This window comes from Streptomyces sp. NPDC058086, from assembly GCF_042885015.1.
Lineage (GTDB): Bacteria > Actinomycetota > Actinomycetes > Streptomycetales > Streptomycetaceae > Streptomyces.
In genome coordinates this window covers 1-12,775 of record NZ_JBHVST010000181.1, presented here as the reverse complement: position 1 = coordinate 12,775, position 12,775 = coordinate 1, and the positions used below count along the sequence as shown (strand labels likewise).

The 12,775-nt window shown below is 66.7% G+C and carries 11 protein-coding genes and 1 pseudogene; 4 read left to right on the top strand and 8 right to left on the bottom strand.

Annotation, left to right across the window (positions count from 1 at the left end; genetic code table 11):
• Positions 1-68 precede the first annotated feature (68 nt).
• Both ACFVWD_RS55130 and ACFVWD_RS55125 read right to left on the bottom strand, forming a co-directional pair.
• Positions 69-680 carry a histidine phosphatase family protein gene (locus ACFVWD_RS55130; protein ID WP_389606473.1) on the bottom strand — a complete coding sequence of 204 codons (612 nt, stop codon included), beginning with the start codon at positions 678-680 and terminating at the stop codon, positions 69-71.
• Positions 681-1,387: 707 nt separating this feature from the next.
• A complete protein-coding gene (locus tag ACFVWD_RS55125) occupies positions 1,388-2,221 on the bottom strand; it encodes a PIG-L family deacetylase (RefSeq protein WP_389606472.1) in 834 nt (277 codons plus the stop codon).
• On the opposite strand from ACFVWD_RS55125, the pseudogene ACFVWD_RS55120 reads away from it, so the two are divergent.
• Positions 2,121-2,822, top strand: a pseudogene (locus ACFVWD_RS55120) (hypothetical protein); the annotation flags it as partial. The gene ACFVWD_RS55125 and the pseudogene ACFVWD_RS55120 sit on opposite strands and share 101 nt — an antisense overlap.
• Before the next feature lie 36 nt (positions 2,823-2,858).
• Here ACFVWD_RS55120 and ACFVWD_RS55115 read toward each other — a convergent pair.
• Both ACFVWD_RS55115 and ACFVWD_RS55110 read right to left on the bottom strand, forming a co-directional pair.
• On the bottom strand, positions 2,859-3,167 hold the full coding sequence (locus tag ACFVWD_RS55115) for a hypothetical protein (RefSeq protein WP_389606470.1): 309 nt from the start codon (positions 3,165-3,167) through the stop codon (positions 2,859-2,861).
• A 228-nt stretch (positions 3,168-3,395) separates the two neighbouring features.
• Positions 3,396-3,707 (bottom strand): hypothetical protein, encoded by a 312-nt coding sequence (locus tag ACFVWD_RS55110; protein WP_389606469.1) that lies wholly within the window; start codon positions 3,705-3,707, stop codon positions 3,396-3,398.
• Between the two features lie 608 nt (positions 3,708-4,315).
• Between ACFVWD_RS55110 and ACFVWD_RS55105 the strand changes: the two genes are divergently transcribed.
• The 3 genes from ACFVWD_RS55105 (at position 4,316) to ACFVWD_RS55095 (ending at position 6,918) form a co-directional block, all read left to right on the top strand.
• Positions 4,316-4,777, top strand: a complete 462-nt coding sequence (locus ACFVWD_RS55105; protein WP_389606467.1) for a multiprotein-bridging factor 1 family protein — start codon at positions 4,316-4,318, stop codon at positions 4,775-4,777.
• 627 nt (positions 4,778-5,404) lie between these two features.
• Complete coding sequence (locus tag ACFVWD_RS55100; RefSeq protein WP_389606465.1) at positions 5,405-6,139, top strand: dienelactone hydrolase family protein; 735 nt, start codon at positions 5,405-5,407, stop codon at positions 6,137-6,139.
• Between the two features lie 152 nt (positions 6,140-6,291).
• Positions 6,292-6,918: a nucleotidyltransferase family protein gene (locus tag ACFVWD_RS55095; protein ID WP_389606463.1), complete on the top strand. Its 627-nt coding sequence runs from the start codon at positions 6,292-6,294 to the stop codon at positions 6,916-6,918.
• 607 nt (positions 6,919-7,525) lie between these two features.
• Here the strand turns inward: ACFVWD_RS55095 and ACFVWD_RS55090 are convergent.
• From ACFVWD_RS55090 to ACFVWD_RS55075, 4 genes are all read right to left on the bottom strand, one after another.
• Complete coding sequence (locus ACFVWD_RS55090) at positions 7,526-7,705, bottom strand: hypothetical protein (protein ID WP_389606461.1); 180 nt, start codon at positions 7,703-7,705, stop codon at positions 7,526-7,528.
• 236 nt (positions 7,706-7,941) lie between these two features.
• Entirely contained in the window at positions 7,942-10,773 is a 2,832-nt protein-coding gene (locus tag ACFVWD_RS55085) for a patatin-like protein (RefSeq protein WP_389606460.1), read from the bottom strand.
• Between the two features lie 329 nt (positions 10,774-11,102).
• Positions 11,103-11,345, bottom strand: coding sequence for a hypothetical protein (locus tag ACFVWD_RS55080; protein ID WP_389606475.1), 243 nt, complete (start codon positions 11,343-11,345; stop codon positions 11,103-11,105).
• A 376-nt stretch (positions 11,346-11,721) separates the two neighbouring features.
• Positions 11,722-12,775 (bottom strand): WD40 repeat domain-containing protein (locus ACFVWD_RS55075; protein ID WP_389606458.1); only part of this gene is annotated, 1,054 nt, incomplete at its 5' end.

Genomic DNA, 12,775 nt, shown 5'->3' with positions numbered 1-12,775 from the left:
AGATGTCAGTGCATGGGACGGCCCGCCGCCCGCGGGGCGGCGGGCCGTCGAAGCGGGCCAGGTTGAGGTCAGCCGGCTTGGGCCAAGGCGAGATGATGGGTGTCACCGAGCCTGACGACTTGGCGGTTGTGGAAGAAGTCGTCTTCGCGCAGCGTGGTGATGCCGCCGGACGGGGCCCGGAAACTGGCATAGCCTGCCGACTCGATCGGCATCTTGATCCAGGACGCCACGACGAACGTCAGGGAGCCGCCGTGCGTCACGATGATCTGGTGTTCGCAAGGGTTCTGCAGGATCTCGTCCGTGGCCGCGTAGATGCGCTGCGCCCACGCCGCCTTGGTCTCTGCACCCTCCACGCCCTCGTCGTGGTCCATTCGCTCCCCGACGGCCGGCGGTGGGACGAAGCGCCGGTCCAGCCACTCCTGCGGCTTTCCCCCCGCCTCTCCGTAGGACTTCTCCCGCAGTCCCCGATCCAGGATCGGCTTTACGCCGAACAGCTCGGCTACTTCCTCGGCCGTCCGCGGGGTGCGCCGCAGATCCGAGGAGAACAGCTCCATCCCGGCACCGTCCGGTATCTGGGCCCGCAGCGCCTGGGCGATGGAGACCGCCGCACGGACGCCAACGGGCGTCAGCTGCGAGTCCCAGGACCTTCCAGCAGGAGCACCCCGATGCCGCCCTGGCAAGTACCCCAGTGCTGTCAAAACTCGTGACCATCACCTGACCGTGGATCCGGGTGTCTCCCAAGGCCGTGAACAACTGACGGCACTACTCGCGAACAAAGTCAGTCACCCAACACGCATTCGGACGTGGACAAACGGACACGTCCAAACCCTGTCCATAACTTCACCTCGTAGCCCCAGTCCGTGCCGGTGGGGAGTCCGGTACGGGCTGGGCGAGGGCGACGGAGATGGGCCAGTCCACCCGTCCAGCCTGCGGCGGTGTCGGCGGTGATGCGCGTCGGTGTCGTCGGGGAGCGGGCCGCTCTGGGGGCTCCTAGGCTGGTTGTAGGGTCTATCGGTTGGTGTCGGAGACCGCCCTCGTGACCTGCTGCTTCTTCCGTTGCCTCACGGCGTGTCGGACATCGGAGCCTCAGCTTCGTGTCGCTTCCTCGGCGGTCTGTCCTGATCGGAGCAGACCGCCGGGCTTGTGACCTGGGTTGTCGCGCACCTTCCGACTCAGCAGCCCGCAGGTCTCCCACCTGTGCGGTTGCGGGGTGGTTGGGGGACGAGCGCGGTGTCGGGTCGGAAGCGCGGGCACGCGTCGACGCCCTCGGGTAGGGCCTGGACGCGGGCTGCCGGAGCGGAACTCGCGTGGACAAGCCTCCGGGTGTGTGACCCGCTCGATCGCGCCGCGCGGTCGATGCGCTTTCCCGGCCGGTCGGGCGGGCGGATCAGCGCAGTCCGGCGAAGAGATCGTTCTCGGGTATGGCCGCGCCGGTGGCGTCCTGGACACGTACGAAGGTCTCCATGCCCATCAACTCGCCGAACCTCTCCTTGCCCATCTTGAGGAAGAAGATGTTCTCGCCCTGACTGGCGTGCGCGGCCAACGCGTCGAACTTCTGACCGCTGAACGCGGTGGTGTCCACCCACGTGCTGATCTCATCGTCGGGGAGGCCGATCTCGGCCATCGCGGCGGCCTCGGCAGGATCCGGCTCCGGCATGTCCTCATGAAACTCGCGCATGACCTCGCCGAACCGCTGCATCATCGAGCGGGGCATCGTCGTCCAGTACACCTTCGGTGTCAGCTCGGTCATCTCCAGCGCCGCCATCGTGATGCGGTGGGCCTGGATGTGGTCGGGGTGGCCGTAGAAGCCGTTCTCGTCGTAGGTGACGACCACATCAGGTCGGTAGTGCCGCATGAGTTCCGCGAGTCGGGCCGCGCCTTCCTGCACGGGGGTCTGCCAGAAGGATCCGGGGGCGTCGTTGCTCGGCCAGCCCGTCATCCCGGAGTCGGCATAGTCCAGCATCTCCAGATCGCTGACCTTCAGGACGTCACAGCTCGCCTCAAGTTCTTGACGGCGCATCAAGGCGACCGCCGCCGGATCGTGCCCGGGATCGCCCGGCTTGACACCCCCCGGTCCGTCACCGCAACCGCCGTCGGTACACGTCACGAGAACCGTGCGGATGCCTTCCGCCGCGTACCGCGCGAGGACCCCTCCGGTTCCGGTGGCCTCGTCGTCGGGGTGGGCGTGTACTGCCATGAGCGTCAAGGGCCGGTCAGTCATGAAACAGTCCTCCTGCAGAAATACGTCGTGGTCCGAGTGCGCGGCGGGCGTACCGCGATCCCGGGGCCCGGATCCTGGTGGGGCGGACGACCTTGTTGTCTCCGTGTTCCCCGCCCGTGCGGCGCCGGTCCCTCGGTCGATGCAACCTTGCCGGCCGGTCCGACTGTTCCCGGCGCGGCCGTTTGGTCTTCCGGGCGTCGGTGTTTCAACGCGAACGAGATGCAGGCGCGCCCTGCATGTCTCAGCGCCACGTCGGACCCGACTCCCATCCGGCACCGGCCGTGAGATTCCGACACGAAATTTGAGGTCCTACAGCTGGAGGGGCTCGGGGTTGTCGTGGAGGTCTGTGATGCCCCGACCGCTGTGGAGCGGAGCCATTTCCTTTGGCTTGGTGACCATTCCGGTGAAGCTGATGAGCGCCACCGAGGACCGTTCGGTCCGTTTCCATCAGGTCCATACGGAGGATCTGGGCCGGGGTGCGGGTGCGCAAGTTCTGCGAGGCGGAGGACCGCGAGGTGTCCGCGGGCGAGATCGGCAAGGGTACGAGGTCTCCAGGGACACGCTGGTCGAGGTCACGGACGAAGAGCTGGAGCGGATACCGTTGCCGACTGCGAAGACACCTCACGTTGCTATGCCGTCAAATTCGCGGGATGAGCCCTCCGTTCACGGCGCGGCCGTAGAGCCGCTGGTGCCACTCGTTGGCGTCGGGTCCGGGGCCGGTGGTCAGGACGGGGTTCGGGCCGGTCTCGATGAGGTGCAGGAGTGTCCAGGCGACGCCGTAGCAGTCGTCCGGGCCGAAGCAGGAGACGAGCGCCTTCGCTTCCTCTCCCGTGACCGGCCCTTGGATCGCGCGGAGCTGTTGGTCACGCCTGTCGATCTCTTCTTCGCTCGCGTCCCAGTCAGGAAGCGGGCCGTCGGCGACGAACGTCTGCACTTCGGGTCTCATGGGCGAATGATCGGCTGCCTTCGTCACCGCGGGCAAGGCGTCTTCGCTGGTCAGGCTGCCGCCGCCTCGGTCAGTGACGGCGAAGCGAACGCGGACTCCTCGTCGAAGAGCTCTCGCTTCTGGAGGCAGTGGTAGAGCTGTCCGATCATGCGGTTGAAGAGACACCTCAGGGTTCCAGCTCGTCAAGCGGCCACGCGGTGTGGGCGGCTCGGTCGAACACGACAGCGGTCAGATGGTGGCAAATGCGGCCAGCAGGGTATCTGTCCGCAGCTGGAGTTCGGGTGTCTCGGCTCCGGTGACGCTGACGGACATCACTTCGCTGCCGACGGACTGGGCGAGACTGACCTCCAGGGTGGCGCTTGCGCCGACCAGCGGATACGAGTACCAGCCGTCGGGCCTCTCATCGTCGGTGTCCCGGACACCGAGCTCGATGGTGTCCCAGTCGGTCTCGGCGAAGGCGTAATCGGCGTAGTGGGACAGCAGCTCCAGGAAGGCGCGCAGGTTGCGGCCCGTGATCCATCCGGCAATCGGCTTGCTCACGTCGCCCCCTCGATGTTCGTCAGGACGAGCAGCGCGCGAAACAGGTGGGTGGCGCGGGCGGGGTCGGTACGGAGCTTGGTGAGGATCCGCCAGTTCTTCAGTGGGCAAAGAAGCGTTCGACGGGGACGCGTCCGGCGGCCAGGACCCGGTTGGTCTCCGTCTCGCGGATGCGAGCCTGCGGGCGCGGGTGGCCTTGAAGCCGGTGACCACCACGGGATCGTCCCCGTCGTCGGCCAGGCCGAGAAAGCCCAGGTCGGCCAGGGCGCCGAGGCCGGCAGCACGCAGGTGGGCCAGGATGCGGTCGCGGCGGGCGGCGCTGCCCCTCGGGCCCGGGCGGCGTTGATCTGACGGAGGGCACGGACCAGCCCGCTGCCCAGCTCCGAGGACTGGGTGGTGGTGTGCGGCATCAGGAACCTCCTGAGACGAATCGTCCTGCTCACAATGGCCGGCTGCTCTCAGAAAACCGCCCCGACAGACCACTCCGATACAAGGCCGGGAACATCCTCAAGCGACTTGCAGAATCCGCAAGTTCAGCAAAGACGACCAGCCTGCCCCGGCCCTGACGGATACCGTGAACATCCCCACGCAGGGCATGTCCAGGAGGCTTGATGAGCATCCACGCCCTACCGCCGCATCCCGTGGTTCTGCCCGTGGTTGCAGTGGACTTGGGGGTGCTCATCCGCAGCCGGCGCAACGCCCGCCGACCCCGGATGACCCAGGCCCAGTTAGGCGCGACGATCGGCTACTCCGCGGCCTGGGTATGCCGAGTGGAGAAGAACGAACTGACCCCGCCCGGGGAGATCCTGATCCGCATCGCGCGCATCCTGACCATCACCCCGGAGTGGCCGATGATAGCCCGTGGGGCGAGGCTGGACATCCCCTCGGTGAGGCCACGCAGCGCAAGGTCAAAGCCCTCGCTGCTCCCGTCGGATGCACTGTGGCCGCCGCCGTCGCCAGCACAACCGCCCGCTCAGCCCCTGCACCCCCCAGAGCACGTGGACGCAAGACACCGCCGAAGCCAGGCCGCCCGGACGGCACCAATACCACGCCCCTCGCGGGAAGCGCCTTGAAGACGAAGGGGGCAGGAGGCGCCCAGGCCCAGTGCGAGGCACAAGCGGCCGAACAACAGGTCCGCCAACGAGAGGAGGAACACCAAGAGGTTCAGACCGCTGTCAAGCGGACCGAAGCAACACTCCGTCAACTTGAAGAGCGCGCGACGGAACTGACCCAGCAACTTCACGCCACGGTGAAGCTGTCGTCCTCGCCGTCCAGTCGTGTGTGCCAGCCTTCGCTCGCGGCCAGGCTCCCACACATCGAGCACGGGGCAGTGGCCGCCCCACCACCAGCGGCGCCACCAAGATCTGGCAGGGATCAGCTACGCCCAGCGTTTGCCCGGCTCAGAAATCGAGCAGAGCCTTCGACGTGTGGCGAGGACCGTGCAGACGCAAGATTATTCTCGCGAACAGCGCTGTGGACTGGGAATGCTGGCCTCGATCCTGTCCGGTGGGCTACGTTGTGCCGCGATGACTACCGGGACGGCATTGCGCCACACACGGATTGGTGACCCGGCGCTCCTCTGAGCGCCGTACGGGCCGGTGCCGGCCCGCTGTTGGATGGAGGATCTGGCGCTGCTGCGCGGGCTCCGCCTCCTGTTGTGTTGATCACAGCTCGACACGTCAACCACGACAGGAGAACGCATGCTCAGCAAGATGCTGCACATTCCCACCGCGGACGGCCAGGCCGACGCCTTCGCCACCTTCCCCGACGGTGGCGAGCGGCACCCGGGGGTGCTGATGTACGCGGACGGCTTCGGCATCCGGCCCGTGCTGCGGGAGATGGCCCGCGAACTGGCCGGGCACGGGTACTACGTGCTCGTCCCCAACTTCCTCTACCGGAACGGACCGGCACCGGTGATCGAACTTCCCGAGCACATCGGAGAAGAGGTGCGGCCCGCGGTCTTCGCCCAGCTGATGCCCTTGATCGAGGCGCACACCGCCGAACGTGTCCTGAGCGACGCCGACGCCTATCTCAAGCTCCTCACCACTCAGCCCGAGGTCGCCGCCGGACCGGTCGCGGTGACCGGCTACTGCATCGGCGGCCTCCTCGCGACGCGCACCGCCGCCGCCCACCCCGGCCAGGTAGCCGCCCTCGCCGCATTCCACGGCCCGGTGGGAGTCGACGGACCCGACAGCCTCTCCAAGCTCACCGCCGAGGTCCACTTCGGCCACGCCGAGAGCGACTTGACGCCCGAGGCCCTCGGCGAGCTCAACCAGGCCCTGGACGCGGCGGGTGTCGGCTACACCTCCGAGATCTACCCCGGCACCGTCCACGGCTTCACCATGTCCGACACCGATGCCTTCAACCCCGCCGCACTGCAGCTTCACTGGGACCGCCTGATGCCCCTTCTCGGCCGCACCCTGACCAAGAGCTGAGGCTCCGGCCCGGAAATCAAGCCCGAAGTACACGTCTTTGGAGTCCTAGCGATGTTTCGGAGTCGGTGAGGGCGGGCGTCGCTCGCCCTCACCGAGGGGTCCTTGAGGCAGAGCTGGCTCGTCCGGCGGGCGAGCTGTGGTACGCAGGGCTGATGATCAGCCGACTCCCTCTCGACCAGCAACTTGAGTCCCTTCGCGTGGCGCTGTCCCGTAACGACATGTTGACGGAGGTCCTGTCGCGGGCTGCGACGCTGGAGCTGCCCGGGTGGTATGTGACGGCCGGCTGCCTGTTCCAGACCGTGTGGAACGTCGTCACGGGCAGGCCGCCGACGAACGGCATCAAGGACTACGACCTCTTCTACTTTGACAGCGGCGACCTGTCCTGGGAGGGCGAAGACACGGTGATCAAGACCGGACGAAAAGTCTTCGCTGGCCTGCCCGCGGAGGTAGAGATCCGCAACGAAGCGCGAGTTCACCTCTGGTATCAGGACAAGTTCGGTGTCCCGTGTCCGCCGTATGACTCCACTGAGGCGGCGATCGACAGTTTCGCCGCGACGACTTGCTGCCTCGGCATACGTGTGGAGGCGGACGGCCAGTGGCCCGTGTATGCGCCGCACGGCCTGTCGGACGTGTTCAACCTCGTTGTCCGGCCGAACCCGGTGCTCGCTCCACGGGCGGTCTATGAGACCAAGGCAGCGCGGTGGCGAGAGCAATGGCCCGAGCTGACTGTTCTGGACTGGCCCTCCACGAGTGTCATGTCGGCCGCGCCCGTCGACTGACGTCGGCAGCGTGGGCGGCCCGGTCCCCCCGCGGATGCCTGCTGCCACTGGACGGCGACCTTGATGTGGACACCGAGCATCCGGGCGAGGATCGCGGCGGGGAGTTCGATCGCGAGAGTGAACAGTGCGGTGGAGCGATCCTGTTTCGGTCGGATCCCGATCTTATGGAGACGGATGCCGATCTGGCTGTCGGTGAGGGGGCGCCCTGGATGTCCTCCCGGGAACAGCCAGGGAACGTCCTTCGGAGTGCCGATCTGGGCCTTGCCCCGGCGGGTTGCGACGAGCTCGCGGACCAGGCTGGCCAACGGCGCGGGCAGGACGACCGGCGAGGTGCCGTACGTGATGGAGACAGTGTCGCCGTCGAAGTGGACGGCGGGAGCCACGGGAAGATCGCGAACTGTCCGGTCTCGGCCAATCGGAGCTCGTCAACGCCTCGTGGAACGGAGCGAAGGCCAGCCCTGGTGCGACTGCTGCCAGCAGCGATGGGTGGCCTGCAGCAGCTGCGGCACCGTCGCCCAGGGACGCTGATCGAGGACGCATCGCCGGCAGGGACGGGTGCTGGGTTGCCCCCGACTGTGATGTTCATCCACCCAGATAGATGAGGACCTCAAGCGCTTTGCTTGAAGACCTCATCTATGCAGTGTGCGGTAGTCGGACGCTGCACCACGCCCGTGAGGTTGGACGGGTCGCAGCCCATGTGCTGGGCCAGTTCACGGATGGAACCGGGCTGGGTGGCGGTTCCGAGAAGGTACTCGCCGATCGGCAGGTAGGGCTCAATGAACCCCACTCCTCGTCCGTCAGTTGCACTCGCGTCATGCGAAGGGATCTACCGCTGCAAGCCGTGAATCCCGCAGGTTGACCACGCCTCGATCACGGCCCCGGGGAGCAGTACAAGGCAAATCTGGGGCTCTTGAACAGCAGATACACGGAGGCTGAGAGGCAGTTGCTCCGGGCGCTGTTTCTGCAGCCGTCCGGTCACCGCCAGGAGGTCCGGATACCGGCGTGATTGGACGTCGGGGCGGACTATCGCGTGGGCTGCTCGACTTTGCGTTGGCGGGCATGGATGAGTCTGTAGTCGAGGGCGGTGAGGGTGTATTCGAGGCCGAGGAGTACGACCATGCAGGCCGGGCCTGCGAGCAGCAGGATTTTCCAGTTCCACTCGTCGTTCGTGAGGGAGTCGAGGAGCTTGGCGATGCCGAAGGGGATGAGGATGACTGAGGCGAGGGCAAAAATGGCCGACCACATGGTGGTGCCCATGGCTTGCTTGGGGTTCTTTCCGATGCGCCGCCACCAGAACCAGCGCACCGGGAAGAAGAGTAGTCGTGAGGGCCATAGCCGCTGATTGAGCCACGGTTCCCACTGCCGCGGAGAGGTTTTGAAGGGTCTGAGTTTGACTGGGCGGCCGAAGCTTCGCCAGGACATGGTCTTTCCCGCCTGGGCCCAGACGCTGTCGGCCTGGGCCCCCTTGCTCAGCAGCATGCCGAGCGCCCCTTCCACGATCCTGCTGAACGTGTTCCGTCCGTTCTTGGTGGCCAGGTAGCGTGTGAACAGGCGGGAGTCGTCGGGTTCGGCCAGTTCCTTGAGGTTGCGGCGCATCTGCTCCTCGCCGATCTCGGCCTCGAGGATGGCCTGGTGCAGCTTGGTTTCCATGTGCAGCCGTTCCTGGTGGTCGGCGATGAACAGCCGCAGCAGGTGGTGGGAGGCGTCGAGTCGTCCCCAGGTGAAGTCGGAGGCACGCCACTCGGGCTTGACGAACGCGCCGAAGTGGTTCAGCCGGATGCCGTAGAGCTTGCGGTCGCTGAGCGGGGCGTATGTGTCCTGCGGGAAGAGGGGACTGTGGTCGTCCGGGCCGAGCCGGAGGAATTCGAACTGCGGTGTGTGCTCGGTCAGTTCTTCCGGTGACGCGCATGCCCGAGCCACCACTTCGGCGACGAGACAGCAGCGCAGCGTCTTCCTTGCCTGTTCGGGTGAGACCGGACGGCGGTCGCCGTGTACCGCGTGGAGCGCAGTGTCGTACGCCCTGATGGCGTCTCCCACCTGCTTGCCCAGGACCTTCGCGAGGCCGAGATCCTTGTAGACGGCGTTGAGCAAAGCGGCGGGCCCTTGTTCGGGGTCGAGGCGTCTGGCCGGATCACCGCCGGCCTCGGCTACGTTGCGGATCAGGCCGAAGACAGTGTCTTGGACGGCTCGGATGGCCCGGACGCAGTCACTCAGATCGTGCAGACCTTTGGTGAGGGCCTCCTGCCGGTTTCGGAGTCCGTCGGCCTCCTCGCCGTTCGGCGCGCACGCAGGGGAGTTCTCTCCGGTGGCAGTGTCCCTGAGCCGTCGTTCGATGTCGCCGACCAGGGTCCAGGCGAGGCGTTCCGCCACGCTGCCGCCCCACACCCACTCTTCGTAATTCGGGGATGTCAGGGCTTGATGGGAGTCAGGCATCCAGAGGTGCGAGGGACCGTCTCGGAGGACCGCGTCGATATCCTCGCGCCGGATGTGCGCCAGGGACCGTACGCCGCGTCCTTCCTCACGCAACTGCCGTACTTTCCACAGCGCGCTCCTGATCCGGCTCCTGCGGTACTGGATGAAGAGCGACTTGGCCAGGCCACACAGCTGCCTGGCATCTAGCTGCGTCTCGCCCTGGCGGCGGGGCTTGACCCGAGTCGCCCACCAGCCCGTGCCGGGGTCGGGCTGCGCCGTGCGCTGGTCCCCGGGACTCTGTCCCTTGCGGGCCTTGCAGGCGTTCCTTCCTTCTGCCTCGATCTGGCAGCGGAAGAGGTCCAGTTGACGGTCGAACGACTCACGGTTCATCCGCGCCTGCAGCTCAGCGGTCCCCGTGCGGAAGTCGGCCTCCCGTGGGTAGGTGATGGCTGTGCCGAGGACCGACGGCCATTCGGTCGCCTTGCACGGCGGTCGGTCCTCCCCGTGCGGGTCGGTGACGCCGCTGGAGGGCACGACGTAGACCACGACCCGCCGGACGGGTCCGTTCACGTGCCGATCGGCGATGGCGTCCAGGACGGGTCCGAAGGGAGCGTTGTTGAGCACCCCGCCGTCGACGATCCAACTGGCCCGGTCCCGGCCCCTGCTCGGGATCTCCGGTGCGGGCCGTACCCGCTGCTGCAGCAGGGGTGATTCGTCCACGGGCGCGAAGGCCACCGGGAAGCCGGCCGAGGCACGTGCCGCCAGCCGTAGCCGGTCCAGGATGGTGTCGTCGAGGAAGTCTCTGCGGCCGGCGTCCTGCGTCTCCCACTTATCGCACTCGGCTCCGGTCTTGCGAAAGACGACGGTGTCCGGGGCGTGCTGGAACTTGTAGATGCGGCGATGGTCGGCGACCTGAAACCGGCCACCGAAACTGTCCTGCAGGTACTCCGGCAGTCCGTCGAGCGCGGTTGCGGTGACGAACAGGGTCACCGGCTGGGCCTCTCGCTCGCTGCCGCACATCCCGCCCAGGATCCTGCCGACCTCGTCCTCGAAATACTGTCCGTCCAGCAGGCTGTTGTAAGGCGGCTTCTTCAGCAGCCGGTCGTCGGTGAGTGCGGCTGCCGTCTGCCAGGTGTCCCGCAGGTTGGGCAGAGCGGTGCCCCGGCCGATGGCAGCGGCGAGCAGCGAGCCGTTCAGCCCGCCCGCGGACGTGCCTGCAATGACGTCGACAATGACGCGTGTGTGGGCCTCACGCATGACCTTCTGCCACAGCTCGAAGCACGCTTGGCCGGACGGATCGACGGACTCGCGCAGCCCGGACTGGAGGCTGCGCGACGCTCGCCGCAGCAGGTCCAGTTCGTGCGTCACACCCCCCATCCAGACGGCCAGGCTGACGCCGCCGTTGAGGACCAGGGCGAGACGGGTCTCCTCGACAACGATCATGTACACACAGTAATCACGTCCGGTGTTTGGTCTCGGCCCACTCACGCGTCGATGGCCGCCAACCACCCGGCCGGAGGCACAATCGTCCCCCGAGCCGTGCGGTACGGTGCGGCGAACGAGGCCCGATACAAGAGTCGTTTGTCCGCCTCGATCGGCGGTTTGGGCGCGCCGCAGAGCGGGACGCAGCGTCGAGGGCGTCGGGTACCGGGGGCGCAGGGCGCGGGTCGCGTCGTTGTAGGGGGAGCCTTTACCTGGGCGTGCCCCGTCGACGATGTCGGGTGAGGCACGCCGAGGTGGATTGGTAGCTGCTCCCGGCGGGGCGGCGGGAGTCAGTCCCAGTTGATGTCGCTCAGGTTCTCCAGGGGTGCTCGGTCGGCTGCCGCTTCGGGTACGAGCAGTTTGCCGCCCTTGTGGAGGGCGGTGCGGAAGTGGATGTGGGCGCGTTCCTCGATTTCGTCGAGGGTGACCTGAAAGACGCGGAACTCGGCGAGGTCGAGGGCTTCGAGCTGGTCCAGGTTCTGTGTGAAGAGGAACGCCTTGGCTTTGAGCTCTCCTTGCTCGGCGTAGGCGATGACTTTCCAGAACTCGCGGGAGATCTTGGTGCCCCGGTAGGTGTGGTCGTCGTCCTGACCGGGTTGGGAAAGAGCGGATACCAGTCGCTGGGCGCCCTGCTACTGGTGGTGATCAAGGACCGCCTCTCGGCTCGCAGGTCAAGGGATCGCGACGACTCCGAGAGGACACGACCCTCAACCCGGCACCGGCATGCCCATGGGGAACCCGACCGATTCACAAGGAAGATCCAATAGCAGCTCAAACCGCACGGAACAGGGAACACCAGGCCAGTTCGAGAATGGTCAGCGCCCCAGTGGGGAACCGTGACTGCGAGGGTGGTGAATTACCTGACGCTGATCATGCGGATCGTGGGGAATTATCTGACCGCTGACAGCTTCAGCTGGTGGGGCACACGAGGCCGACTGAATGGCCTGGCAGGTATGCCGTCCGTTCCTGTGGTGTGAGGTCACGGTTGACGGCCCGGCAAATCCTTTGGATTGCTGCAGTAGGTCCAAGGAGTGCGGCGTCCCACAGTCGTACGGTGTTGTCCTTGCTGCCGGTGGCGAGAGTGCGTCCGTCCGGGCTGAACGCCACCGACCACACCGGTCCGGTGTGGCCGGTCAGGGTGGTGCGGCTCTTTCCGGTGGCCACGTCCCACAGTCGTACGGTGTCATCGTTGCTGCCGGTGGCAAGAGTGCGCCCGTCGGGGCTGAACGCCACCGACCACACCGCGTCAGCCTGGGTCAGGGTCGCGCGGTTCCCCCCGGTGGCCGCATTCCACAGTCGTACGGTGTTGTCTTTGCTGCCGGTGGCGAGGGTGTGTCCGTCGGGGCTGTACGCCACGGAATTCACGGTGTCGGTGTGGCCGGTCAGGGTGGTGCGGCTCTTTCCGGTGGCCACGTCCCACAGCCGGACGGTGTTGTCGCCGCTGCCGGTGGCGAGGGTGTGTCCGTCCGGGCTGAATGCCACCGACCACACCTGTCCGGTGTGGCCTGTCAGGGTGTTGCGGCTCTTTCCGGTGGCCACGTCCCACAGTCGTACGGTGTTGTCGCCGCTGCCGATGGCGAGGGTGTGTCCGTCCGGGCTGAATGCCACCGACCACACCGGTCCGGTGTGGTCGGTCAGGGTGTTGCGGCTCTTTCCGGTGGCCATGTTCCACAGTCGTACGGTGTTGTCTTTGCTGCCGGTGGCGAGGGTGTGTCCGTCGGGGCTGAAGGCCACGGAATTCACCGTGTCGGTGTGGTCGGTCAGGGTGGTGCGGGTCTTTCCTGTTGCCGCATCCCGCAGTCGTACGGTGTTGTCGCCGCTGCCGGTGGCGAGGGTGTGCCTGTCGGGGCTGAAGGCCACGGAATTCACCGTGTCGGTGTGGTCGGTCAGGGTGTTGCGGCTCTTTCCGGTGGCCATGTTCCACAGTCGTACGGTGTCGTCGTCGCCGCCGGTGGCGAGGGTG

Excerpts from the sequence above, each read along its gene's own strand:
- ACFVWD_RS55125 (WP_389606472.1), bottom strand. The coding sequence starts at position 2,221 with ATGACTGACCGGCCCTTGACGCTCATGGCAGTACACGCCCACCCCGAC.
- ACFVWD_RS55115 (WP_389606470.1), bottom strand. The coding sequence starts at position 3,167 with ATGAGACCCGAAGTGCAGACGTTCGTCGCCGACGGCCCGCTTCCTGAC.
- ACFVWD_RS55105 (WP_389606467.1), top strand. The coding sequence starts at position 4,316 with ATGAGCATCCACGCCCTACCGCCGCATCCCGTGGTTCTGCCCGTGGTT.
- ACFVWD_RS55100 (WP_389606465.1), top strand. The coding sequence starts at position 5,405 with ATGCTCAGCAAGATGCTGCACATTCCCACCGCGGACGGCCAGGCCGAC.
- ACFVWD_RS55095 (WP_389606463.1), top strand. The coding sequence starts at position 6,292 with ATGATCAGCCGACTCCCTCTCGACCAGCAACTTGAGTCCCTTCGCGTG.
- ACFVWD_RS55085 (WP_389606460.1), bottom strand. The coding sequence starts at position 10,773 with ATGATCGTTGTCGAGGAGACCCGTCTCGCCCTGGTCCTCAACGGCGGC.